Source organism: Marinobacterium sp. xm-g-59 (genome assembly GCF_013283315.1).
Classification (GTDB): Bacteria; Pseudomonadota; Gammaproteobacteria; order Pseudomonadales; family Balneatricaceae; genus Marinobacterium_E.
In genome coordinates this window covers 14,498-40,300 of record NZ_WBYR01000001.1, presented here as the reverse complement: position 1 = coordinate 40,300, position 25,803 = coordinate 14,498, and the positions used below count along the sequence as shown (strand labels likewise).

General features: G+C 48.8%; 22 protein-coding genes. 7 read left to right on the top strand and 15 right to left on the bottom strand.

Annotation, left to right across the window (positions count from 1 at the left end; translation table 11 throughout):
* Window positions 1-84 precede the first annotated feature (84 nt).
* Window positions 85-579: a peptidylprolyl isomerase gene (locus XMG59_RS00185; RefSeq protein WP_173483688.1), complete on the top strand. Its 495-nt coding sequence runs from the start codon at window positions 85-87 to the stop codon at window positions 577-579.
* A 2-nt stretch (window positions 580-581) separates the two neighbouring features.
* Entirely contained in the window at window positions 582-1,322 is a 741-nt protein-coding gene (locus tag XMG59_RS00180) for a UDP-2,3-diacylglucosamine diphosphatase (RefSeq protein WP_173498002.1), read from the top strand.
* On the opposite strand, the gene XMG59_RS00175 is transcribed toward XMG59_RS00180, so the two are convergent.
* Window positions 1,319-1,933 carry a tRNA-(ms[2]io[6]A)-hydroxylase gene (locus XMG59_RS00175; protein ID WP_371731762.1) on the bottom strand — a complete coding sequence of 205 codons (615 nt, stop codon included), beginning with the start codon at window positions 1,931-1,933 and terminating at the stop codon, window positions 1,319-1,321. The two genes, XMG59_RS00180 and XMG59_RS00175, sit on opposite strands and share 4 nt — an antisense overlap.
* A 301-nt stretch (window positions 1,934-2,234) precedes the next feature.
* Between XMG59_RS00175 and acnB the strand changes: the two genes are divergently transcribed.
* A complete protein-coding gene (gene acnB, locus XMG59_RS00170; protein WP_173494466.1) occupies window positions 2,235-4,832 on the top strand; it encodes a bifunctional aconitate hydratase 2/2-methylisocitrate dehydratase in 2,598 nt (865 codons plus the stop codon).
* A 296-nt stretch (window positions 4,833-5,128) separates the two neighbouring features.
* Here acnB and XMG59_RS00165 read toward each other — a convergent pair whose 3' ends face one another.
* The 13 genes from XMG59_RS00165 to XMG59_RS00105 all read right to left on the bottom strand — a co-directional run bounded on the left by XMG59_RS00165 (window position 5,129) and on the right by XMG59_RS00105 (window position 20,615).
* Window positions 5,129-5,674 (bottom strand): DUF1415 domain-containing protein, encoded by a 546-nt coding sequence (locus XMG59_RS00165; protein WP_173498000.1) that lies wholly within the window; start codon window positions 5,672-5,674, stop codon window positions 5,129-5,131.
* Window positions 5,675-6,029: 355 nt separating this feature from the next.
* On the bottom strand, window positions 6,030-6,308 hold the full coding sequence (gene yfaE, locus XMG59_RS00160) for a class I ribonucleotide reductase maintenance protein YfaE (RefSeq protein ID WP_173481025.1): 279 nt from the start codon (window positions 6,306-6,308) through the stop codon (window positions 6,030-6,032).
* A gap of 15 nt (window positions 6,309-6,323) precedes the next feature.
* Complete coding sequence (gene nrdB / locus XMG59_RS00155; RefSeq protein WP_173483685.1) at window positions 6,324-7,454, bottom strand: class Ia ribonucleoside-diphosphate reductase subunit beta; 1,131 nt, start codon at window positions 7,452-7,454, stop codon at window positions 6,324-6,326.
* 64 nt (window positions 7,455-7,518) lie between these two features.
* A complete protein-coding gene (gene nrdA / locus XMG59_RS00150; protein ID WP_173481027.1) occupies window positions 7,519-9,786 on the bottom strand; it encodes a class 1a ribonucleoside-diphosphate reductase subunit alpha in 2,268 nt (755 codons plus the stop codon).
* Window positions 9,787-10,099: 313 nt separating this feature from the next.
* The gene (locus tag XMG59_RS00145) at window positions 10,100-11,053 is read right to left on the bottom strand and encodes a sensor histidine kinase (RefSeq protein WP_173484009.1); all 954 of its coding nucleotides are present in this window, start codon (window positions 11,051-11,053) and stop codon (window positions 10,100-10,102) included.
* A complete protein-coding gene (locus XMG59_RS00140) occupies window positions 11,046-11,588 on the bottom strand; it encodes a heme NO-binding domain-containing protein (protein WP_173484010.1) in 543 nt (180 codons plus the stop codon). The genes XMG59_RS00145 and XMG59_RS00140 overlap by 8 nt, the downstream gene beginning before the upstream one ends.
* Before the next feature lie 91 nt (window positions 11,589-11,679).
* The gene (locus XMG59_RS00135) at window positions 11,680-13,029 is read right to left on the bottom strand and encodes a Do family serine endopeptidase (RefSeq protein WP_173497999.1); all 1,350 of its coding nucleotides are present in this window, start codon (window positions 13,027-13,029) and stop codon (window positions 11,680-11,682) included.
* A gap of 171 nt (window positions 13,030-13,200) precedes the next feature.
* A complete protein-coding gene (locus XMG59_RS00130) occupies window positions 13,201-14,418 on the bottom strand; it encodes an FAD-dependent monooxygenase (protein WP_173489216.1) in 1,218 nt (405 codons plus the stop codon).
* A 20-nt stretch (window positions 14,419-14,438) separates the two neighbouring features.
* A complete protein-coding gene (serS, locus tag XMG59_RS00125; protein WP_173481032.1) occupies window positions 14,439-15,719 on the bottom strand; it encodes a serine--tRNA ligase in 1,281 nt (426 codons plus the stop codon).
* A 22-nt stretch (window positions 15,720-15,741) separates the two neighbouring features.
* A complete protein-coding gene (crcB, locus tag XMG59_RS00120; protein ID WP_173481033.1) occupies window positions 15,742-16,113 on the bottom strand; it encodes a fluoride efflux transporter CrcB in 372 nt (123 codons plus the stop codon).
* Window positions 16,113-17,465, bottom strand: a complete 1,353-nt coding sequence (locus XMG59_RS00115) for a replication-associated recombination protein A (RefSeq protein ID WP_173483681.1) — start codon at window positions 17,463-17,465, stop codon at window positions 16,113-16,115. Before XMG59_RS00115 ends, crcB begins: the two co-directional genes overlap by 1 nt.
* Entirely contained in the window at window positions 17,462-18,097 is a 636-nt protein-coding gene (lolA, locus tag XMG59_RS00110; RefSeq protein WP_173497998.1) for an outer membrane lipoprotein chaperone LolA, read from the bottom strand. Before lolA ends, XMG59_RS00115 begins: the two co-directional genes overlap by 4 nt.
* A 4-nt stretch (window positions 18,098-18,101) precedes the next feature.
* Window positions 18,102-20,615 (bottom strand): DNA translocase FtsK, encoded by a 2,514-nt coding sequence (locus XMG59_RS00105; protein WP_173484015.1) that lies wholly within the window; start codon window positions 20,613-20,615, stop codon window positions 18,102-18,104.
* 143 nt (window positions 20,616-20,758) lie between these two features.
* On the opposite strand from XMG59_RS00105, the gene trxB reads away from it, so the two are divergent.
* The 4 genes from trxB to infA all read left to right on the top strand — a co-directional run bounded on the left by trxB (window position 20,759) and on the right by infA (window position 23,505).
* Window positions 20,759-21,715, top strand: a complete 957-nt coding sequence (gene trxB, locus XMG59_RS00100; RefSeq protein WP_173481037.1) for a thioredoxin-disulfide reductase — start codon at window positions 20,759-20,761, stop codon at window positions 21,713-21,715.
* A 4-nt stretch (window positions 21,716-21,719) separates the two neighbouring features.
* Window positions 21,720-22,433 carry a leucyl/phenylalanyl-tRNA--protein transferase gene (gene aat / locus XMG59_RS00095; protein ID WP_173481038.1) on the top strand — a complete coding sequence of 238 codons (714 nt, stop codon included), beginning with the start codon at window positions 21,720-21,722 and terminating at the stop codon, window positions 22,431-22,433.
* The gene (locus XMG59_RS00090; protein ID WP_173481039.1) at window positions 22,411-23,136 is read left to right on the top strand and encodes an arginyltransferase; all 726 of its coding nucleotides are present in this window, start codon (window positions 22,411-22,413) and stop codon (window positions 23,134-23,136) included. Before aat ends, XMG59_RS00090 begins: the two co-directional genes overlap by 23 nt.
* A gap of 150 nt (window positions 23,137-23,286) precedes the next feature.
* A complete protein-coding gene (infA, locus tag XMG59_RS00085; protein ID WP_169450742.1) occupies window positions 23,287-23,505 on the top strand; it encodes a translation initiation factor IF-1 in 219 nt (72 codons plus the stop codon).
* Window positions 23,506-23,529: 24 nt separating this feature from the next.
* Here infA and clpA read toward each other — a convergent pair whose 3' ends face one another.
* Window positions 23,530-25,794: an ATP-dependent Clp protease ATP-binding subunit ClpA gene (gene clpA, locus XMG59_RS00080; RefSeq protein ID WP_173481040.1), complete on the bottom strand. Its 2,265-nt coding sequence runs from the start codon at window positions 25,792-25,794 to the stop codon at window positions 23,530-23,532.
* Window positions 25,795-25,803 lie beyond the last annotated feature (9 nt).

Here is a 25,803-nt window from a genome sequence, read left to right as displayed (position 1 = left end):
GCCATCCGAACACGTCAATACAGGGCGAAACCCCTATTTGATCTGATATACTTCGCACAAATTTCAACTTAAAGGGAAAAACTGATGATCGTTCTAACGACCAACTTCGGCGAAATCAAAATCGAACTCGATTTTGACAAGGCTCCAAAAACTGCGGCGAACTTCGAACAGTACGTTAAAGAGGGTTTTTACGACGGTGTGATTTTCCACCGCGTCATCAGCAACTTCATGATTCAAGGCGGTGGTTTTGAGCCAGGCATGCACCAGAAAAAAACTCGCGAACCGATTGAGAACGAAGCCGATAACGGTCTAAGCAACGAGATGTACACCGTTGCAATGGCACGCACAATGGACCCACACTCAGCCTCTGCTCAGTTCTTCATCAACGTAGCGGATAACGCCTTCCTTGATCACTCTGGCAAGAACACGCAAGGCTGGGGCTACGCGGTATTTGGTAAAGTTGTTGAGGGCCAAGAGGTAGTCGACAAAATCAAACTGGTACCTACTACTATGAAAGTGGGTCACCAAGACGTACCGGTTGACGATGTCATCATTGAGAAGGCTGAAGTTCAGGCTTAATCTTGAAACGTCTATTCATTTCAGACCTTCACCTGCAAGCGGAGCGACCCGAGATCACTCGGGCGCTTCGTTACTTCCTCTCACATATCGCACCTTCTAGCGATGAACTCTACCTACTGGGTGATATTTTTGAAGCCTGGATTGGTGACGATTTTGCCGACCCTGTTCTCAAAGAGATTCAACCCTACTTCGAAGCCTTAAGCCGAACGGGTACGAGCATCTATCTCATGCACGGCAACCGTGACTTCCTGTTAGGCAAGAAAAGTGCAAGTAAACTGTCAGCCGAACTACTACCTGAACAGATCAAGATTGAGCTACCCAAACTCGGCACCGCCCTACTGATGCACGGCGATGAACTCTGCATTGATGATGCCGCCTACCAGGCCTTTCGAAACCAGGTGAGAGACCCAAACTGGCAGCAAGGCTTTCTAGCGAAAAGTATTGAGGAACGCCTCGCCATTGCACGCCAAATTCGCGATGAAAGCCAACAGCAAAACAGCAACAAAGAAGATTACATCATGGATGTAAATTTTGGATTTTGCGAAGAATTACTTACAAAAGAAGAGTGTCAGATACTGATCCATGGACACACTCATAGACCCAGCATTCATACCAATATCAATGGTAATGATTCGCTAACCAGAGTTGTTTTGGGTGACTGGAGCTCAAGCGGGTATTATCTTCTGAGTCACAAAAAGGAGTTCACACTCTCTAAGTTTGAACCCCCAGAAGATTTCACTTAATTGAGTGTAGGCTTACCCGAATGAAAGCGGAACATATCATCTTCTGACTCCACTAACTCTTGCTCTCTCTGGCGGAAAAGTTCAATCCGATCGGTAATCGGCTCACCCGCATAATCTTCAGCCAGTTTTAGATAGTCCTGATAGTGACGGCCCTCAGAGCGCAGCAGTGAGCGATAGAACTTAGCCAACTCTTCATCAAGGTATGGGGCCAATGCGGCGAATCGCTCACAGGAGCGTGCCTCAATAAACGCACCGACAATCAACGTATCGATCAATCGACCCGGCTCTTCACGTCGAACCAACTCATGCAGACCACTGGCGTAACGCGACGCAGAAAGGTTGCCATATTTAAAACCACGCCTGTCCATCAGACCCAACACCTGTTCGAAATGGATCAACTCCTCTCGTGCGAGTCGTGACATCTTATTGAGAAGCTCTGGACGATCGACGTATCGAAACATCAGTGTCATGGCCGTAGAGGCCGCTTTCTTCTCACAGTGAGCGTGGTCGGTCAGTAGCAGAGATTGATGCTTAGGATCTTTGGCCACCTGGATCCACTGATCCGGTGTTTGGCATCCTAAAAAGCTTTGAATCTCGGTTAACGCGTCCACGTCTCTCTCCATATGATTGTTGGGTGGGGCGAATTATAACGATCAGCGCACCCGTCCGGTACCCTCTTAGATATGTTGCGCTGCAGCGATATACTTTTTCTTTTTAAAACAATAAGAAAAGGTTCTATAAACAGCCGGTTACAAGCCCAAAGTATAAAGGCCTTTTAGCCTTTGGGTGATTAACAGAGAATGGCGACTCCTGTAGAATAACGGCGTTTTTTTAATAACCATTGATATCGGGAAGATATCCTCCTTTCGCCTCACAAGGGTGTTAGGTGTAGCCATTAATGAGGGCCATATCGTGCTTGAAGCTTACCGTAAACACGTTGAAGAACGTGCCGCAGAAGGCGTACCGCCAAAGCCACTAGACGCTGATCAAACCAGCGCACTGGTTGAGCTACTTAAAAACCCACCAGCAGGCGAAGAAGAGTTTCTTCTAGACCTTTTAACTAACCGTGTTCCTGCCGGTGTTGACCAAGCTGCTTACGTGAAAGCAGGTTTCTTGGCGGCGATCGCTAACGGTGAAGCTTCATCTCCTCTAATCAGCAAAGTTGCTGCGGTTGAGCTTCTTGGCACAATGCTAGGTGGTTACAACATCGAGCCAATGATCAAGAGCCTAGATGACGCTGAACTAGCACCTGCTGCTGTTAAAGGTCTATCGCACACACTTCTTATGTTCGATGCGTTCCACGACGTAAAAGAGAAGATGGATGCAGGTAACGCATCAGCTAAACAGGTGATGGAGTCTTGGGCTAACGCTGAGTGGTTCACTAGCAAGCCTGAAGTTGCTGAAAAAATCACAGTGACTGTATTCAAAGTACCTGGCGAAACAAACACTGACGACCTATCACCTGCTCCAGATGCATGGTCACGCCCTGATATTCCACTGCACGCTAACGCGATGCTTAAGATGGAACGTGAAGGCATTAACCCAGAAGTACCTGGTGTTAAAGGTCCTCTAGCTCAGATCGAAGAAGTTAAAGCAAAAGGCTTCCCAGTTGCTTACGTGGGTGACGTTGTTGGTACTGGCTCTTCTCGTAAGTCTGCAACGAACTCAGTTCTATGGTTCTTCGGTGATGATATCCCGAACGTGCCTAACAAACGTGCTGGCGGCTACTGTTTCGGCGGCAAAATCGCTCCTATCTTCTACAACACAATGGAAGATGCTGGCGCACTACCGATCGAGATGCCAGTTGACGACCTAAACATGGGCGACGTGATCGACGTTTACCCATACGAAGGTAAAGTATGTAAGCACGGCACTGATGAAGTGATCTGTGAATTCGGTCTGAAAACTCAGGTTCTTCTAGACGAAGTTCGTGCAGGCGGTCGTATCCCACTGATCATCGGTCGTGGTCTAACGGATAAAGCACGTGAAGCACTCGGTCTAGGTCAAACGGATCTGTTCCGTAAGCCACAACAACCTGCTGACTCTGGCAAAGGTTACACTCTAGCTCAGAAGATGGTTGGTAAAGCATGCGGCATGGACGGTGTTCGTCCAGGCATGTACTGCGAGCCTAAGATGACAACGGTTGGTTCACAGGATACCACTGGTCCAATGACGCGTGACGAGCTTAAGGATCTTGCCTGTCTTGGTTTCTCTGCTGATCTTACTATGCAGTCATTCTGTCACACAGCGGCTTACCCTAAACCAGTAGACGTTAACACTCACCACACGCTTCCTGACTTCATCATGAACCGTGGCGGTGTATCGCTTCGCCCAGGTGACGGTGTTATCCACTCTTGGTTGAACCGCATGCTTCTTCCTGACACTGTGGGTACTGGTGGCGACTCGCACACTCGTTTCCCACTCGGTATCTCTTTCCCTGCAGGTTCTGGTCTAGTTGCATTCGCTGCGGCTACAGGCGTTATGCCTCTGGATATGCCTGAGTCAGTATTGGTTCGTTTCAAAGGCAAACGTAACCCTGGCATCACGCTACGTGACCTTGTACACGCGATCCCTTACTACGCAATCAAAGAGGGTCACCTAACGGTTGCTAAAGCGGGTAAGAAGAACATCTTCTCTGGTCGCGTTCTTGAGATCGAAGGTCTTGAAGAGCTAACAGTTGAACAGGCATTCGAACTATCTGACGCATCTGCAGAGCGTTCTGCAGCAGGCTGTACAATCACTCTAGGTGAAGATTCAGTCGCAGAATACTTGAAGTCGAACATCGTCATGCTTAAGTGGATGATCGCTGAAGGCTACGGTGATGCGCGTACTATCGAACGTCGTATCAAAGGCATGGAAGAGTGGCTAGCTAACCCAAGCCTAATGCGTGCTGATTCTGACGCAGAATACGCTTGTGTGATCGAAATCGATCTAGCGGACATCAAAGAGCCAATCCTTTGTGCTCCAAACGATCCAGACGATGCTCGCCTACTTTCAACAGTACAGGGCGAGAAGATCGATGAAGTATTCATCGGTTCTTGTATGACTAACATCGGTCACTTCCGTGCTGCAGGTAAACTGCTTGAAGCATCAGGTGCCTCAATCCCAACGCGTATGTGGATCGCTCCACCAACGAAGATGGATGCGGCTCAGCTAAGTGACGAAGGTTACTACAACATCTTCGGTAAAGCCGGTGCTCGCATGGAGATGCCTGGATGTTCACTCTGTATGGGTAACCAAGCACGTGTTGCTGCGAAATCGACTGTAGTCTCTACTTCGACTCGTAACTTCCCTAACCGTCTAGGTGATGGCGCCGATGTCTTCCTAGCCTCTGCTGAACTAGCGTCAGTTGCTGCTCTAGAGGGCAAGCTGCCAACGGTTGAAGAGTACATGAGCTACGCTCAGAAGATCGACAGCATGGCAGGTGACATCTACCGTTACCTAAACTTCGATCAGATGGAAAACTACGTAGAGAAAGCCTCTTCTGTGATTCCAACGGTTCAAGCGTAATCGGTTGATTAACGCTTAAAAAACCCGGCTTTTGCCGGGTTTTTTGTTTAACAACGAACCGCTCTGCGGTTGTTTCGCGGTTTACCACTTCGTGGTAATTCGCTCCTACAAACGGAGCATTAAATTGTAGGAGCGAATTGGCGCGCAGCGACAAACCGCGAAATTGTAGGAGCGAATTGGCGCACAGCGACAAACCGCGAAATTAAGATAGCGGATGAGAGGCTGAAAGCCAGTCACCGTCACTCCGTAGCTTGGTTAATTCTCCGGTGTCTGGCTTCAGCCTGACATCCGCCCTATCAGCGTTTTCCAGAGATCAACTCTTGAATCCCCTTCTCTCCCATCTCCCGCAACAGCTCCACATTACGTTCCGGCACCGAGTCGATGTCAGGGTGTGTCTCGACGGCCCAGGCGACGCTCGCTTCGCGAAGCAGATGCATCATGGGATAAGGGGATCGATTGGTATGGTTTGCAGGGTCGATCTCTGCGACACCGTCAAACTGATAATCTGGGTGGAAGCCAGCCACTTGGAAAACGCCCGAATAACCCAGTGCGTCGATCAGTTCATCGACACCGGCCAGATAATCTAAGTAGGCATCAAAGTCTTTCGTAAAGTTGGGGTGGATCAATAGGGTCGTTTCGATACTCTTATCGTTCACTAGTCGCTCTAGCTCTTCGACCAGCAGCTGAGTAATCGACTCAATGTCGTCACCGGTGTAGACAAGATAGCGTAACTGATTTTGATCGATACTTTTCTTGGCAAAGGGGCAGAGATTAAGCCCGACGACTATTTTATCCACCCAATGCTGGGTCGATTTGATTACTTCATTTTCAAAATCAGTCATTTACCAATACTCGTCGAAAATTAGTGGTTAGTTAATTATACCCAAGGGCGAAGTAAGACAGTATTTTGATCTCTCCCTGTCAAGACCAAAAAGTGTTTTTTTCACCGTTTTTATTACTCACAGAATCTGTGGATAACTTGGTGAATAATGTTTGGAAGAAGTGCGCTATTACCGATGAACTGGGGCGTTCAGCAAATTGGTTCAATTTTGAACCGGTAAAAATAAATCCTTAAAATTCAATAACTTAAATTATTCAACAGGATTTTATAATTTTTTTTAAATATTTTTGTACTTTTTTCTTATAAAAAACTTGCACTGTGAACAAAAATTATTTTTGTCTCATTTTGGTGCGGATTTAGAGGGGCTGTTCGGCGTCTGGAATTTCGATCTCTATGTGCCCTTTGGGACGACAACAGCAGGTTAAAACCTCTCCTTCTGCACAGTCCACCAGTGCATCCTGAACAGGTTCAACTTCGCCATCTAACAGACGCACCTTACAACATCCACAGTATCCACCGCGGCAGTTGTAAGGTGCAGGTATTTGTTGAGCTTCCAATGCATCAAGCAGTGAAAACTCATACTGGTAGTAGAAGGTGTGATGGTTGCTGACTTTGATGCGTGGGATACCCGACATCGTCAAACCCTCAAATTAAAGGTCAAAGCCTTCGAAATCCTCATCCCCTACTTCGTTGTCGATTTGACCGACCAGGTAGGAGCTGATTTCTGACTCTTGAGGAGCCACTTGGACGTTATCGCTGACCAACCATGAGTTCATCCAAGGCAATGGGTTAGCGCGGTTCTCGAAGATCTCTTCTAGACCCAAAGCTTTCATTCGAACGTTGGTAATGTACTCAACGTAATCACCCAGAATTCGCGCGTTTAGACCGATCATTGAGCCCTGACTAAAGAGATACTCTGCCCAAGATTTCTCTTGTTCTGCCGCATCACGGAAGAGTTTGATCACTTCCTCTTTCTGCTCAATAGCGATCTGTTTGAAATCAGGATCATCAGCACCCGAGGCCATGATGTTGATCATGTGCTGTGTGCCGGTGAGGTGCAGCGCTTCATCACGTGCAATCAGACGGATAATCTTCGCATTACCCTCCATAACTGCACGCTCTGCAAATGCAAATGAACAGGCGAAGCTAACGTAGAAACGGATCGCTTCCAAAACGTTAACAGATACCAGCGTTAAGTAGAGTTTCGTTTTGATGTTGTAGAGCGTTGCATCGACCAGATTACCGTCGATTGTGTGCTTACCTTCACCATGAATGGTGAAGACATTCACTAGCTCTATCAACTCATCGTAAAGACGCGTCACCGCTTCAGCTCGCTCAACGATCTCTGGGTTGGTCACGATGGTATCAAACACCTTAGACGGTTCAGTCACAATGTTGCGAATGATGTGCGTGTACGAACGGCTGTGAATGGTCTCACTGAACGCCCAAGTTTCAAACCAGGTCTCAAGCTCAGGGATAGAGACGATCGGCAAAAACGCGACGTTTGGCGACCGACCCTGCACTGAATCCAGCAGGGTTTGGTATTTAAGATTGCTCAAGAAGATGTGCTGTTCATGCTCTGGAAGTGCCATGAAGTCTTTACGGTCAGTACTTAGATCAACCTCTTCTGGGCGCCAGAAGAAAGAGAGCTGCTTCTCGATCAGCTTTTCAAAGATTGGATATTTCTGTTTGTCGTAACGCGCAACGTTAACACTGCGACCTAGAAACATCGGTTCGCGAGTTGCATCGTGATTACTGGTACTGAATGTAGAGTAAGACATCTGCCCTAACCTCTTCGTAAAAGTTTAAACGGCCGCCCGAAGTACTGGGCGGCGAACTACAGATTTAAAGTTTACAAGCGCCGCCTTCACAGCCACCCATGTCATCGTGCTGATCTTTAGCACCGTCACGAGTGTTGTGGTAGTAAAGTGTCTTAACACCGTACTTGTAGGCAGTTAGAAGATCTTTCAACAACTGCTTCATTGGTACCTTCTCACCAGGGAACTTAGCCGGGTCATAGTTGGTGTTTGCAGAGATTGATTGGTCTACGAATTTCTGCATGATGCCGACCAACTGTAGGTAGCCTTCGTTGTCTGGGATTGACCACAAGAGTTCGTAGTTATCTTTCAGCTCTAAGTACTCAGGTACGATCTGTTTCATCACACCATCTTTACTCGACTTAACCGAAACATAACCACGTGGTGGTTCAATGCCGTTGGTTGAGTTAGTTATCTGCGAAGAGGTCTCACAGGGCATCAACGCCGTAAGGGTGCTGTTACGCAGACCAAATTCACGGATATCTTCGCGAAGTGTCTCCCAGAAGTAGTTCAATGGCTCTTCGCAGAAGGTATCAACTTCACGCTTGTAGGTGTCGATTGGCAGAATACCCTGAGCGTAGGTGGTCTCGTTGAATTTAGGACAGGCACCCAGCTCTTTTGCCAAGTTGTTTGATGCCTTCAACAGGAAGTACTGAATCGCTTCAAAGGTACGGTGTACTAGGCCATTAGCACTGCCATCGGAGTAACGAACAGAGTTCTTCGCTAGGTAGTAAGCCATGTTGGTGACACCGACACCCAGAGTACGACGACCCATGGTTGCAGTGTATGCAGCTGGAACAGGGTAATCCTGGTAGTCCAACAGACTGTCTAGTGCACGAACAATCAACTCTGATAGCTCTTCTAGCTCATCTAAGTTCTCTAGTGCGCCAAGGTTGAACGCTGACAGTGTACAGAGAGCAATTTCACCGTCCGGATCATTCACCTCTTTCAAAGGCTTAGTTGGCAGCGCAATCTCAAGGCAGAGGTTGGACTGCTTAACCGGAGCCACAGTAGGATCGAACGGACTGTGCGTATTACAGTGGTCCACGTTCTGAATGTAGATACGGCCAGTCGATGCACGCTCGGATGCAAGAATACCAAACAACTCAACCGCTTTGATCGTCTGTTTGCGGATATTTGGATCCTGTTCGTACTGCTCGTAGAGACGCTCAAACTCATCTTGGTCAGCAAAGAACGCATCGTACAAACCAGGTACTTCGTGTGGGCTGAACAAGGTGATATTGCCGCCTTTGATCAAACGCTGGTACATCATTCGGTTGATCTGGACACCGTAATCTAGGTGACGGACACGATTCTCTTCGACACCACGGTTGTTCTTAAGAACCAACAGTGACTCCACTTCCAAGTGCCAGATTGGGTAGAACAGAGTCGCAGCACCCCCTCGCACACCCCCTTGTGAACAGCTTTTAACCGCTGTTTGGAAGTGTTTGTAGAAAGGAATACATCCAGTGTGGAAAGCTTCACCCTGACGGATTGGGCTACCTAGGGCACGGATGCTACCGGCATTGATACCGATACCCGCACGCTGTGATACGTATTTAACGATCGAAGAGGCTGTCGCGTTGATTGAATCCAGACTGTCACCCGTTTCAATCAATACACAAGAGCTGAACTGACGGGTCGGTGTACGAACGCCCGCCATAATCGGCGTCGGTAGCGACAGTTTAAACAGAGAACAGGCATCGTAGAAACGTTTTACATAGCCCAAACGCGTCTCTTGTGGGTATTTAGAGAAGAGACAAGCGGCTACCAACATGTAGAGCTGCTGTGGGCTCTCGTAAATCTTACCCGTAACACGGTTTTGTAGAAGGTATTTACCCTCTAGCTGCTTAACGGCCGCGTAGCTGAAGTTCATGTCGCGATCATGAGCAAGGTAGTCATTCAGCTCATTGAATTCCGCTTCAGTGTAGTCTTCTAAAAGGTGCTTATCGTAACGACCGTCATTCACCATGGCTTGGACATGGGCAAATAGGTGGGGTGGTTCGAATTCACCGAACGCTTTCTTGCGTAAGTGGAAGATCGCAAGGCGCGCAGCAAGGTATTGGTAATCAGGCGCCTCTTCTGAAATAAGATCGGCAGCCGCTTTGATTAGGGTCTCATGGATGTCTGATGTTGAGATACCCTCAAAGAATTGCATGTTGGCACTCAGCTCTACTTGAGAGACAGACACAGTCTTTAGACCGGTTGCAGCCCAAGTCACAACTTTGTGGATCTTCTCTAGATCCAGTGACTCTTGGCTACCATCGCGTTTTGTGACCTTTAAACCCTGTTGCATAACGACATTCCACTTCTTAGTCGGTGTTATTATTCGTGCTGCCTGAGGGTGCTGATCGCTACTTCACACAACACTATATCTTGTGGTTGTCTATCCAACATAAATCACTATATATAGTTATTCGACAAACAACAGACACTAAATATAGTGATCTAGACGAACTTTGCAATAGCAAATATGCGTCAAAAATTTCTTGACTTATTGGGCAAGGGGCGAAGATTCAGCTGTGGTGCGGGCTAGAAGAAAATAGATAATTTCGTCACATTTATATGACATTTTTATGTAAAGAAATGGGTTGTTATATAAGCGGTGATTAGCGGGTTTGAATTGGCACTCTTAGCGTGAAAGTTGTGCCCTTATTTGGTGCGGAATCAACCAAAAGCTCACCCTGATGATGGCTAATAATGCCATAGGAGATGGATAGACCCAGCCCCGTACCTTTACCAATATCCTTTGTTGTGTAGAAGGGTTCAAAAATACGTTGCTGTATCTCTTTGGTCATCCCTTTACCGTTATCGGCTATCGATATCTCAACCCAGCCTTGGTTCTCTTTGGACGTGATCTCTAAGGTTGGTTCACGCTGACCCTCAAGCGCTTGTGCTGCATTAACAAGAATATTTAAAAGGACCTGATTGATCTCACCGGGGTTACAGAGCACTGGAGGAATCTCTTCAAGAGAGAGGTTGACCCGCGTGTTGGCACTGATCTGGTTGTTAATCAATTTAAGGGTACTTCGAATTCCCTCATTAAGATCGGCTTCTGTTCTAACCTGAGCATCCATTCGAGCAAAGCTTCTTAAGTTGCGAACGATCTCCTTCACCCTCTGGACACCGTCATTGGTATCAGAAACCAACTCATCTAATTCATCGGTGAAATATTCAAGATCTTCCTCTTCAAGGAACTTGAACACACGCTCAGCAAACGCAGGTCGTTCAGATTCATCTACCGCTAGAGATTCGATCAATAGAGGATAGAGTTTAGCGATGGCGTCACTGTGCTGACCCAAGGTGTCTACATTAGAGTGAACAAACGACAGCGGGTTGTTAATCTCGTGTGCCACGCCAGAGACAAGCGTACCAAGCGTAGCCAACTTTTCAGATCGAATCAGTGCATCTTGCTGCGCTTTTAACTGAACCAAAGAGGCTTCGAGCTCCTGGTTTTTTAGAAACAGCTCACGCGAACGAGTCTCCAGCACATCTTCTGCTGCAAGACGCGCTTTACGTTCTCGTTCATACGCTTGTTTGTACAGCTCTAACTCTTCAGACATTCACTTTACTTATGCTGAGTTCGCAGTGGTCAGACTCTCTGTGCATACAGATATCGTGCTCAATATTGATAGGGGTTTGATAGTAAGTGGCCGCCCCCTGGATTAACCCCTCTGCCAAAATACAGAGTTTTCGCGGCGAACGATAGTTCATTACCAGTCGATTGTTGTCACCATTGGCGCAATCAATTGTCGGAAGGTTAGCCTCTGTGTAGAGTTTTTGTACCTCTAAGTGAATCACCGGCTCGATACTTTTCAAGAAACCAAAAAGATCGCCCTCAGCTTCAACAAACATAGGGTAACGTTCCGCCAGCTTAGCAAACATGAAATCACCAAAACTGCGAATCACATCCTCTAGGGGAATATCGAGCGCCTGTTGGACTTCATGAACAATCTTAAAGAGTTCGGCATCTTCATAGGTATCCACTGAAATATAGCTACCCTCAACGCCGGCCCTATTAAGAAGCTGTTGCCAGAGAACAACACCGCCCTTTTCCACTACCATATCCTCAAGGATATTAAACACTACACCTTTCATTAATGATTTCTCTTTAAGCCCTATATGACAATTAGGTAATTAATGTGTTCAGTGTAGAACAGTTTTGAAAAGTTGCTAGGTAATCTCAGATTTATCTTAAGACCAGATAAAACATTGAGCGGCCACGCTGAAGTTGAATCAATAACTGATTGGCACTGCCAGAGAGTTCACGCTGGAGATCCTCTAGGGTTCGAACCGAACGTCGATTGATAGAGACAACAAGATCACCAGCGACCAACCCTGCCCGAGCGGCCCGACTTCCCTCTTCAACACCTTTGACCTGAACCCCTCTGCCACTGATCACTGGCTCAAAGACGGCACCGGACAGTAACGGATGAAGAGCCCCCTGTTCTGGATCAGATTTAGGTTGTTGATAGGCGACGATCAGCTTGGCGGATCGCGGCTCAGCATTGCGCAGTAGCTCCAGCTTTAGTTGATCCCCTTCGGCTGCAAATGCTACGGCGTTAAGAATGGTAGCCGCTGAGATCAGTGCTCTACCATCCAGTGCGGTAATGATGTCGCCGACTTGAAGACCGGCACGATCAGCAGGAGAGCCCATAATCACCTCTGAAACGATCACACCGTTTTGCTGATTATCAAGCCCAAACGCCTGACGTAAATCAGCGGTTAGCGGTTGCACCGAAAGCCCTGCCCAGCCACGTGTCACGCGACCCTCTTCAATCAATTGATCAGCAACACGTCGTGCCATATTACTGGGGATTGCAAAGCCTATTCCGACATTTCCTCCGCTTGGCGCAATAATGGCAGTATTAACACCCACCAGGTCTCCACTCAAATCGACTAGAGCACCACCGGAGTTGCCGGGGTTGATAGAGGCGTCGGTCTGAATGAAGTTTTCATAACCCTCAATACCCAAACCTGAACGCCCTAACGCACTGACAACACCCGTTGTGATGGTCTGCCCAAGCCCAAAGGGGTTACCGATCGCCACAACAAAATCACCGACTCTGAGTGACGAGGAGTCGCGGATCGATAATTCACTCAATCCCGTGGCATCGATATCCAATACCGCAATGTCCACTTCAGGGTCGGCCCCAATCAAACGGGCTTTAAAACTGCGCCCATCGGTAAGACCAATCTGTACCTCGTCAGCCCCTTTAATGACGTGATAGTTGGTAATGATCGTACCCTGCTCGGCATCGACAATCACACCAGAACCGGCACTGCTCTGACTGCGGCGCTGTTGCGGAAAGGCATCTCTGGGAATGTTGAAAAAGCGTTGAAAAAAGGGATCGTTCAACAGTGGGTTGATGATTTGTCGGGTCGAGAAGGTCGAGATGTTGACGACTGCTGGATTCACCCTCTCCAACATAGGGGCAATAGAGGGCAAAGATTGCCCCTGCGAGTCACTGACCGGCAAGCCAGCCTGACTCACTGAGCTTATCAATAGAGAAAAAAACCAAACAACCGCAATCCGCATAACAGACACCTTTAATCGATATAGTTAATTAATAGGAGCAGATCGTTGTTAATTCAAGCTGAAGGTGACGGATTAAAGGGGTCAGACCCCGTTTTAGCTCACTGTTGGAGCGGTCTTGAAAAGGCCGCGATCGGAAGAAAATCGCCTCATCTTCGATAAGGCTCCAACCGTTTAAAACCGATCAATCCCTGAAGCGATTCTTAGCGCTTTTACGCGTGCGGGTTTGGCAGCACCTGCAATACCTAGCATTAGATTGCGTACCAATTTGAGGGGCTTTTTCTGATTACTGAAGAGGCGATAGAAGAGATCCATCGATTGCATCATCAATAGATTAGCGTTGCGGCGTTTCTGTTCGTAGCGTTTAAGTACATCAACTGAGCTGATCGACTCATTTCGAGACAGCGCATCATGAATTACCTCTGAAAACGCAACGACATCCTGAAATCCTAAATTAACCCCCTGACCGGCTAATGGATTGATCTGGTGTGCAGCATCCCCCAGAAGAGCAACGCCCTCGTCCACATAGCGCTGGGCATGCAGACGGCGCAGCGGAAAACTGGCTCTTGCTTGAATCGATTTGATGCCACCCAATCGATTTGGGAAATTGGCTTCGATGGTCGTTTTAAGTTGATCGAACTCCATCGACATCAACTGCTGTACCCGCTCAGGCGCGTCGTACCAAACCAAGGATGCATTCGATCCTGGCAGAGGCAGTAGCGCTCTTGGGCCCGATGGGTAGAACTGCTGCCAAGTGATATCCTGTTGCGGCAACAGCGTCTCAACGTTAATGACCATGGCCATCTGCTCGTAGTCCCACTGATGTGCGCCTAATGCAGCCGCATCACGCACCATTGACTGCCCACCATCCGCGGCTATCACCAGAGGGGTCATTAACGACTTACCCGAATCGAGTTCTATGATGGTCGATGCCGCCGAGTAGTCGATCCGCTCAACCCCGTCAGTGATTAAACTGATATTACTCTGGCCACTCAATTGATCTAGTAGCGCCCGTTGAACCAGACGGTTCTCAACTATGTAGCCCAGCTCGGACATTGAGATCTCTTGGGCAGAGAATTCTGTTGCTAAATTACGTGCTGCTTGACCTGCTAGACCTGGCGCATCTTCATCCATCTCCCAAACGCGCATGCGTTGATAGGGACAAGCTCGCCAAGAGAGAATGGGCTGCCAAGCACCTAATTGATCCAACAGATCGATAGAGGCAGGACTTAAAGCAGAGACGCGCAAGTCCATAGGTTGATCAGCGCTGAAGGCCTCAGGCAGAGAGCGCTCTAGTAGAGCGATATTAAGTTGGGTATCGGCTAGAGACAGAGCCACCGCAGCACCGACCATGCCGCCGCCAACGATGACTAGATCAAATCTACCTTCCATCTCTAACCTACCCGATTCGATTAGGCGCTGAGCACCTCAGTACCACCCATGTAAGGTTTCAGTACTTCAGGAACAACTACGGAGCCATCGGCTTGTTGGTAGTTCTCAAGCACAGCGACCAGTGTACGACCGACAGCCAAACCCGAACCGTTGAGTGTGTGAAGCAGTTCTGGTTTACCTGTCTCAGGATTTCTCCAACGAGCTTGCATACGACGCGCTTGGTAGTCGGTCATATTTGAGACAGATGAGATCTCACGATACTTAGCCTGACCCGGTAACCAAACCTCGATGTCATAGGTCTTAGCGGCAGAGAAACCTAGATCACCGCCACACAGATTTACCACACGATATGGCAGGTTCAGTGCTTGCAGAATACCCTCGGCATGCCCACACATTTCTTCTAATGCGTTCCACGAAGTATCTGGCTTAACCATTTGAACCATTTCAACTTTTTCGAACTGGTGTTGGCGAATCATACCGCGTGTATCACGACCTGCTGAACCCGCTTCAGAACGGAAACATGGACTGTGACAGGCGTAAGCCATCGGCAGTGTTTCAGCGTCGACAATCTCATCACGAACTAGGTTAGTCACCGGCACTTCGGCGGTTGGAATCAGGTAGTAGTGACGTTCACCGAACGGCACTTTAAATAGATCTTCCTCAAACTTAGGCAGTTGACCGGTACCTTGCAGAGACTCACTGTTGACCATGAAAGGAACATTGATCTCGGTGTATCCGTTCTTCTCAATATGAGTGTCCAGCATAAACTGCGCCAGCGCTCGGTGCAGACGTGCTAGAGGCCCTTTGATCACCGCAAAACGAGAGCCCGTTAACTTAGCAGCTACTTCAAAATCCAGACCGCCTAAGCCCTCACCTAGAGAGACATGATCTTGAACATCAAAATCGAATGAACCAGGCTCACCCCATACACGCACTTCAACGTTATCATCTTCGCTCTCACCCGCCGGTACAGAGTCATCGGGCAGGTTCGGTGTGCTCAGCAGGATATCATCCAACTTAGCTTGTACTTCGTTTAGTTTCTCTTTGGATTGATCAAGCTTAGCGCCAAGCTCGCCGACTTCAGCCAACAGCGGTGCGATATCTTGCCCCTGTGCTTTTGCTTGGCCGATCGACTTGGAACGGGTGTTACGCTCCTGCTGAAGGTTCTCTGTCTCAACTTGGATCTGTTTACGCTCCTGCTCTAGGGCATTAAATGCCGCTAGCGGAAACTCGTAACCTTTCTTTTTAAGCTGTTCAGCAATAGCCTCTGCGTTCTCACGAACCTGGCGTGGATCTAACATCGATCAAATATCCTTACAAAATTTAAAGCAGTCGAGTAAACCAAATGGCAGCAGAAAGTGCTGCGACTGATAATACGACGGACAATAGTACATAAAAGATGGCTGCCGTTACATGACCTTCGTTAATCAAGGTAACAGTTTCCAGCGAAAATGTAGAAAAAGTGGTGAAAGCTCCCAAAAAACCGGTCATTAACAGCGGGCGCATCTCAGGTGGCAACTTAGCTCGCTCCATCACCAAAACAAACAGCACCCCCATTAACAACGAACCAACAACGTTAGCCGTTAGGGTACCTACCGGTAACTTTTGATCAGCACTGTTGAGCCAACCACTCAACCAATAACGAGCCATCGCCCCCAGAGCACCCCCTAAAGCAACACTTAATAGATGGACCATCAACTACTCTCCTTAGGGTAACGCTTAGTCGGACTGGCTTGATCAGCCGCTTGTAAGCGGCGCATCTTCTCACTCAGTTTAATCTCTAAACCACGCTCTTCAGGATGATAGTAGGAGCGATCTGCTATCTCCTGTGGCAGGTAGGATTCACCAGCTGCATAGGCGTTGGGTTCATTGTGAGCGTAGCGATACCCTTCACCAAATCCCTGCTCTTTCATTAATCGGGTCGGCGCGTTACGCAAGTGCTCTGGAACCTCGTAACTTGGATCTTTAGCCACATCAGCCAAGCACTGATTAAACGCCTGATAGACAGCATTACTCTTTGGCGCCAACGCACAGTAAATAGTGGCCTGAGCAATGGCTCGCTCACCCTCGGCAGGGCCGACACGCTCAAAGGCATCCCAAGCACTCAACACCACCTGCATCGCCCTGGGATCTGCATTACCAATATCCTCCGAGGCGATGGCAACTAAGCGGCGCGCAATGTAGAGAGGATCGCAACCCGCATCCAACATACGACAGTACCAGTAGAGCGCACCATCTGAACTGGAGCCCCTCACCGATTTGTGAAAGGCTGAAATCTGGTCATAGAAGAGATCACCGTCCTTATCATAGCGGCGCACCCCTGCAGCGAGCACATCAGATAGCGCGGCGATCGACACGTACTCTTTACCCTCGACGGGTTCAGAGAGGTCCGCAGCGATTTCAAGCAGATTTAACGCGCGACGTGCATCACCATCAGCCGCCTGAGCCAGCGCTGTCAAAGCCCCTTCCTCAAAAATTAGATCACGATCTGCAAGGCCTCTTGGGCTACTGAGGGTCTGTTCTAGTAACGCCTCTAAAGTCTCTGCCGTTAACGCTTTTAACGGATAGACACGGGCGCGCGACAGCAAGGCATTATTCAATTCAAACGAGGGGTTTTCAGTTGTGGCGCCAATAAAGATCAGCGTCCCCTCCTCAACATAGGGGAGGAAAGCATCCTGCTGAGATTTATTGAAACGATGAACCTCATCAACAAAGAGGATCGACTGACGACCACTCTGCTGACGTAACATCTTGGCCCGTTCAACCGCTGCACGGACCTCTTTGACGCCATCCATAACAGCAGAGATAGAGATAAACTCAGCGTCTACATAGTATGCAATCAGTCTGGCTAACGTCGTTTTGCCAACACCTGGCGGCCCCCACAGAATCAGCGAGTGGATTGACCCCTGTTCGAGTTGGCGACGCAACGCCTTGCCCTCAGAAAAGAGGTGCTCTTGCCCTCGATACTCTTCTAAGGACCTTGGGCGCATGCGAGACGCTAACGGCTCATAAGCCGTTACTGGAGCGTCTTCGAATAGATCACTCATCCGTTTTGATCCATCAGGATCACATCAACCGATGTGGGGGGCACAAAACGAAACATCGTCTGATCAAAAGCAGCCGGAAAACTCTGTTCACTCAACATAATGAGGGAACGCTGACCTAGCCCATCTTGTATCAACAGTTCGGCAAGTAGATCACCACTAAAGAGTAGGCGCAGGGATTGGAACTCCGCACTCCCTTCCTCTTTTGGCGTTAACTCGAACAGACTGTTTCCGGCGCCGGCCTCAATCTGCTGAACATTAAAATAGCGATTCAACTGTTCAACATCACCACCCAATACGCGAGCCGGGGTCATCACTTCGCCCTCGCCCAATGGGCGTTGAGTCGCCTGTTCTAAATCCGGATCATAGACCCACAACCATTGGCCATCACTGATGATGGTTTGTGGAAAGGGGCTCTCTGTCTCCCAACGAAAACGATCAACCCCTTCAATCCACAAGCGGCCAGAAGCATTTTCAGACTTTAAATTATCATCACCTAGGGTGTACTGCTGAAACGCAGCAGAGAGCCTAGCGTGGGACTGAAGCAGTGCTGATAACTGATCAGCCGTTTCGGCCCAGGCCATCATCGGCAGCGACAATAGAAGGAGCAGTGCGGTTTTAGTGAATCTCAACATCTCGTTAATCCCTTGGACCTGCCGGTGCCATAACCTCTCGCTGACCGTTCGATCCTGGTGGCGAGACAACACCGGCCGCCTCCATCGTTTCGATCATTCTAGCTGCACGGTTGTAACCAATTTTTAGCTTGCGCTGTACGGACGATATAGACGCTTTACGAGTTTCTAAGACAAACGCGACCGCCTCGTCATAGAGTGGGTCGGCTTCATCATCAAATAGGCCACCGCCACCGCCAGCTGCAGCGCCACCCTCTGCCTCACCGTTTAGGATAGCATCGATAAAATCAGGTTCACCCAGAGCCTTCCAAGCTTCAACCACACGGTGTACCTCATCATCACTTACAAACGCACCGTGAACACGATTTGGCACACTGGTACCGGCAGGCAGGTAGAGCATATCGCCGTTACCCAACAGGTTCTCAGCACCCGACTGATCGAGAATGGTTCTAGAGTCAATTTTAGAGGAGACCTGAAAACCTATGCGAGTCGGGACGTTGGCTTTAATCAAGCCGGTAATAACATCAACCGATGGACGCTGGGTTGCAAGAATCAAGTGAATACCAGCAGCACGGGCTTTTTGTGCAATACGTGCAATCAACTCTTCCACTTTTTTACCGACAATCATCATCATGTCGGCGAACTCATCGATCACCACCACAATGTAAGGGAGTGTCTGCAGTTCCGGCGCAGGGTCTGTCGGTGAAAGCCCCTGCTCCATCGGATTCCATAGCGGATCCCTCAAAGGCTGACCGGCAGCGGCCGCTTCACGAACCTTATCATTGAACCCGGCTATGTTTCGCACACCCACTTTCGCCATTAGACGGTAACGATCTTCCATCTCTGCCACACACCAACGTAGACCACCGGCCGCCTCTTTCATATCGGTAATCACCGGTGTTAACAGATGTGGAATGCCATCATAGATAGAGAGTTCAAGCATCTTAGGATCGACCAGCATTAAACGCAGCTCTTCGGGTGTCGCCTTATAGAGCAGACTCAGAAGCATAGCGTTTACGCCGACCGACTTACCGGAACCGGTTGTACCTGCTACGAGCAAGTGAGGCATTTTGGCAAGGTTGGCTACAACAGGATTGCCGGCGATGTCATTACCCAGCGCCAGCGTCAATTTAGAGGCTGCACCCAGATAGGGTTTAGAGTTAAGCACCTCAGAGAGACGCACCATCTGACGAGAGTGATTAGGTATCTCAATACCCATCACCGACTTACCGGGAATCACTTCAACGACACGCACGGCACTGACGGCCATTGAACGTGCCAAATCTTTGGCCAGATTTGAAATTTTGCTGGCTTTAACACCAGGAGCTGGTTGAATCTCAAAGCGAGTGATCACTGGCCCGGGATTGACCTCAACCACTTCAGCGACGACACCAAAGTCATTCAACTTCTGCTCAAGAAGACGAGAGAGATGCTCCACCTCCTCTTCCGTATAGCCCTGATCGGTCTGTATCTCTGGTGGATCGAGCAGATCAAGACTCGGAATTTTCACCTTAGGCTTCACAGCGGCTTTGGGTTTCACCGGCTCAGCATCATCATCGCTATCTAAGGGTTTATGAGTCTCAGAGAGGGGCACGATTTTCGGTGTTCGCTTCTCAGCATCCTCGCGGTTAGCATCGTCAAAAACCGATTTCGACGCAGGCTTAACCTCCGCACCGTCTGACTTAGCCTCAGAACCCACAGTCAGATCATCCATGGTCTTGATCTCAAGCGGTTTAGAACGCGAAGAGTCAAACGAAGGCTCTCCGAAATCGACCACCGGAAGTGACTCCATGCTACCCGGCTCAACTTCAAAATCAGGCTCTACCCGTTGCATCGCTGCTCTTTTTGCAACACGAACTTCCATAGGGCGCTCAGAGACTGTCGCTTTTTGAGTCTCCTCTTCGCTCTTCGCAAAAAGACTCTGCCAGAGCGTCTCTAACCCACCACCGATAGAATCCAATACCTGACGCCAGCTTGAGTCAACATAGAGTGTTAGGCCGATTAACAGAGCAATCCACAATACGACGGTGGCACCGGCTACATTCAACCAACGAACCGCAAAATCACCCAGCGCTTGACCGGAAATCCCACCAGCGGAGAAAGGCAACCCAAGATCCGCATTGCTAATGTGAATTGAGGCTAGACAAGAGGCCGAAAGAACAAATAACAGCGCACCTAGGGTTCGCATTACCACAAAGGGCAACATATCTAGGGTGCCAATGTAGCGACGACGCAACCAACGGTAAGCAGGGACAACCAAAATAAAGGGAATAACAAACGCAACTACCCCAAACCAAGAGACCGAGTAGTCTGCAATCCATGCACCGAACCAGCCGGCCCAGTTGCTAATTTCTGATTGATACCCTTGATGTGACCAACCCGAATCACGCGTGTCGTAACTGATCAAACTCAGCATAAACAGCAGGTTTAAACCGATCAGTAACACCAGCAAGGTTTCGCGAACCACACGGTTCAACTGGGTGGTTAGCGTCAATGTTGACAGCGATTGATTACTACTCAAAAAAATACCCTTAATTCAATCAACTTTATGCTGTGGGAAAATACCATAAAGTGGTAGGTTAGGTCTTGTGATTGAAAAAAAGGGATTCACCCCCATAAACCCTTTAGACCCATTTTTATGACATCTTATTTGGAAACATTTCTATGAGTGACGTTAAACACCACAGTCTTATCATTCTTGGTTCTGGCCCTGCCGGATACACTGCTGCTGTCTACGCAGCTCGCGCCAACCTAAATCCGGTTGTTATCACGGGTATGCAAGCGGGCGGTCAGCTAACCACAACCACCGATGTCGACAACTGGCCAGGTGATGCTGAGGGTGTTCAAGGTCCTGAATTGATGCAGCGCATGCAAGCGCACGCCGAACGCTTCAACACCGAAATCATCTACGACCACATCAATAAAGCTGAATTGACGGAGCGTCCATTCCGTCTAACCGGTGATACTGGCGTCTACACTTGTGATGCTCTGATCATTGCAACCGGCGCCTCCGCTCAATACCTCGGTTTGGACTCTGAAGAGGCGTTTAAAGGCAAAGGGGTAAGCGCCTGTGCAACCTGTGACGGTTTCTTCTACCGCAATCAAAAGGTAGTGGTTGTGGGTGGTGGTAACACGGCCGTGGAAGAGGCACTCTATCTCTCGAACATTGCGAAAGAGGTGGTCCTTGTTCACCGTCGCGATACCTTGCGCTCTGAAAAGATCCTGCAAGATAAGATTTTTGAACGTGCCGAGAATGGCAACATCACTCTGATGTGGAACAATCAACTCGATGAAGTGCTGGGCGACGATATGGGTGTAACCGGAATTCGCGTGAAAAGTACCGAAACTGGTGAGACTCAAGAGATTGACGCTCAAGGTGTCTTCATTGCAATCGGCCACAAACCCAACACTGAACTCTTTGACGGCCAGCTGGATATGCAACATGGCTACCTTAAAATCAAAACAGGTCTTGAAGGTAACGCCACTCAAACCAGTATTGAAGGGGTATTCGCAGCCGGTGACGTCGCTGACCACTCATACCGTCAAGCGATCACCTCAGCTGGTTTTGGCTGTATGGCAGCCCTAGATGCAGAACGCTACCTTGACGATCTAGCTAAGTAATCCAATGATCCCCTGGCTCACTCCGGGAGAGCCCTATTTCCCAGACACCCGCCTCGCACTCGATGACCCAAACGGGTTGTTGGCTGCCGGCGGGGAGCTGAATGCAGCCTGGTTAGCTGCCGCCTACCCACAGGGGATATTCCCTTGGTTTAGCGAAGACGACCCGATTCTATGGTGGTCACCCTCCCCCCGCTGCGTGCTCTACCCAACACAATTCCATGAATCAAAATCGCTTAAAAAACGCCTCAGAAAAGAGCAATTCGCTGTCAGAATCGACTCTCAGTTCGAAGAGATTATTAGGCAGTGTGCTGCGCCCAGAGGTGAAGATGGCACCTGGATAAGCGAGCAGATTATTTCCGCCTACACCGAGCTACATCATCAAGGGATCGCCCACTCTGTAGAGGTCTACCAAGATGATCAACTTGTCGGTGGTTTATACGGCATTGCGATCGGGCGACTCTTTTTTGGCGAGTCGATGTTTTCGCGTGTACCAGACGCGTCTAAAGTGGCCACTAAAATTCTTTGTGCAGAATTAGAAAAAGCGAACTATGCTGTAATTGATTGCCAGATCTACAATCCACATCTGGCCTCACTGGGTGCAGTTGAGATCGAACGGACCGAGTTTGAGCAGCTGTTAACACATTGCAAAAGGACGCCTAGCCATAATCCTTGGGCAAAGCGAAATTGGTATCCCGATGTCGAATCTGCAAACGCTTAAGTTTTTTGTCACGCCTGATCATGACTGCAGCTATATAGAGCGAGCGACAGCCAAAACTCTGTTCGTTGACCCACAAGCCCCCCTAGATAAACCGACCTACTCGCAACTGACTCAATATGGCTTCCGACGCAGTGGCACCCACGTTTACCGCCCCCATTGCGATGGCTGTGCTGCCTGTATCTCAGCGCGCATTCCGGTCGATCGTTTTAAACGCTCAAAATCTCAACGTCGCATTTGGAATAAAAACCAAGACATCTTAGTTGAGACGATCGAACCTCGTTTCGATGAAGAGATTTACGATCTCTACGCCCGTTACATCAACGCACGCCATGATGACGGTGATATGTACCCTCCCTCACAAGATCAGTTCATCAGCTTTTTAGTGGAGAGCAACCAAAGCACGCAGTTTCACCTGTACCGTGATAGTGAGGGTGAACTGCTCGCAGTCGCTGTGACTGATCAGCTCGTTGATGGTCTATCAGCGGTCTACAGCTTTTTTAGTCCTGATCATGATCAACGCAGTCTTGGCGTGTTTGCTGTTCTCTGGCAGGTGGATTACCTGAAACAGATTAACCTTCCCTACAACTACTTAGGTTACTGGGTGAAAAACTGTAAAAAGATGGCCTACAAAACACAGTATCAACCCATTGAGATCTTGCTGGATGATGTTTGGGTTGATGCCACGGACGATATGATCAAGTGATTGTCTAGCCGACCAGAGTCTACGACCTAAACTATTTCACTTTTTTAGCAATTTAGTGCAGAATACGCGACCTTCAGGTCAAGTAACGCACAAAAGCGATCAATTCCACGCTAAGCGATACTTGGTAAAGAATTCCAAAGGTAGGTATTAATGGCTAAAGAAGACGCTTTTGAAATGGAAGGAACGGTAATCGATACCCTTCCCAACACGATGTTCCGTGTAGAACTAGAGAATGGTCACGTAGTAATCGCGCACATCTCTGGCAAAATGCGTAAAAACTACATCCGTATCCTTACGGGTGACAAGGTTAAAGTTGAATTGACTCCTTACGATTTGAACAAGGGTCGTATCACTTACCGCGCTCGTTAATCGAGACCTACAAAAAAATGGCCACTATACAGTGGCCATTTTTGTTTCTGTGCTGGTTTCAAGATCGAGTTCACCTTCAGGGTTCACTACAATCTCAACGGATCCGCCCTCTTCCGACAGTTCACCAAACAGGATCTTCTCGGCCAACGGCTTTTTGATCTTCTCTTGAATTAGGCGACGCATTGGACGCGCACCCATCTTCTCATCATAGCCATGCTCGGCCAGCCAATCGCAGGCTTCATCACTGGCATGAATACTGACCTTTTTATCGTCTAGCTGAACCTGTAGCTCCATAAGGAACTTATCAACCACACCACGCACGATCTCTCTCGTCAGCGCTTTGAACTGAACGATAGAGTCCAAACGGTTACGGAATTCAGGTGTAAAGAGTCGTTTAATCGCCTCCATACCGTCACTGCTGTGGTCTTGTTTAGCAAAACCAAAGCTGGCACGTCCCATATCCTCAGCACCGGCATTGGTGGTCATGATCAGAATCACGTTACGGAAATCAGCTTTACGACCGTTGTTGTCGGTCAAGGTACCGTTGTCCATCACCTGCAACAGTAGGTTAAAGACTTCGGGGTGAGCTTTCTCTATCTCATCAAGCAGCACAACAGCGTGCGGTGATTTAGTCACCGCCTCGGTCAACAGACCCCCCTGGTCAAAACCAACGTACCCTGGTGGCGCACCGATCAATCGGGAGACAGTATGACGCTCCATGTATTCCGACATATCAAAACGAATCAGCTCAATACCTAAAATACGAGCCAGTTGCGATGTCACCTCGGTTTTACCCACACCTGTTGGCCCGGCAAATAAGAAGCTACCGACCGGCTTGTTGGGCTCTTTAAGTCCAGCACGTGATAGCTTGATTGCCGCCGACAGGTTATCGATCGCTTCATCCTGACCCAAAACAACCATTTTCAAATTGGTATCAAGCTTAGCCAGTTGTTGCTTGTCAGAAGCTGAAACCGACTTAGGCGGGATTCGAGCGATCTTAGCGACAATCGTCTCGATTTCGGGCACATCAATCGCTTCAACTCGATCCTCTTCAGGAATGAGTCGCTGATAAGCACCCGCCTCATCGATGACATCGATCGCCTTGTCTGGAAGATGCTTCTCATTGATGTAACGATCCGCCATTTCAGCCGCCGACTTCAGGGCAGCATCGGTGTAACGTATCTCGTGATGCTCTTCAAAGCGTGATCGAAGACCTTTCAAAATTTGGTAGGTATCTTCGACACTAGGCTCTAACACGTCCACTTTTTGGAAACGGCGTGCCAAGGCGCGATCTTTCTCAAAAATGCCGCGGAACTCTTGGAAAGTCGTTGATCCAATACAGCGCAACTGACCTGAGCTTAATAGAGGCTTGAGCAGATTACTGGCATCCATAGAGCCACCCGAAGTGGCGCCGGCGCCAATAATGGTGTGAATCTCATCAATGAACAGAATCGCTTCGCGCTGATCTTTGATCTCGTTTAGCAGTGACTTAAGGCGTTTTTCAAAGTCGCCACGATACTTCGTCCCAGCAACCAGCGCACCCAAATCTAAGGAGTAGACAACTGAATTGGCAATCACATCAGGCACTTGCTCTTCAATGATTAGCTTCGCCAAACCCTCTGCAATGGCTGTCTTACCGACACCGGCCTCACCCACTAACAGCGGATTATTCTTGCGACGACGAGACAGAATCTGAACAACACGCTCAACCTCTGAGTCACGCCCCACCAGCGGGTCGATCTGACCAACCGCTGCCTGTTTGTTTAAATTGATCGCATACTTAGAGAGCGCACTCTCCTGTTTCTGCTCATCTTTCGCATCCGCTGCAGCAGACTGCTGCTCATTGTCTGACTCACTGTCCGAAACGCCATGCGATAAAAAGTTCACGACGTCCAACCGCTCTATCCCTTGCATCTTAAGGAAGTAAACAGCTTGGCTCTCTTGCTCACTGAAAATAGCAACCAGAACATTGGCGCCGGTGACCTCGGTCTTGCCCGACGACTGGACATGAAATACCGCGCGCTGAAGGACACGCTGAAAACCAAGTGTTGGCTGGGTTTCGGACGCTTCGACATTATCGGGAAGCTGAGGCGTTGTCTCTTTAAGGAAGTTGTGCAGCTGATTGACCAGTGCATCAAAGTCAGCCCCGCAGGCAGCCAGTACTTCAAACGCATGACGATTATCGATCAAGGCCAATAACAGATGTTCAACGGTCAAAAACTCGTGACGAGACGTACTGGCTGATTGAAAAGCCTGACTTAGAGTATCTTCTAACTCTCGATTCAACATAGCGAATCT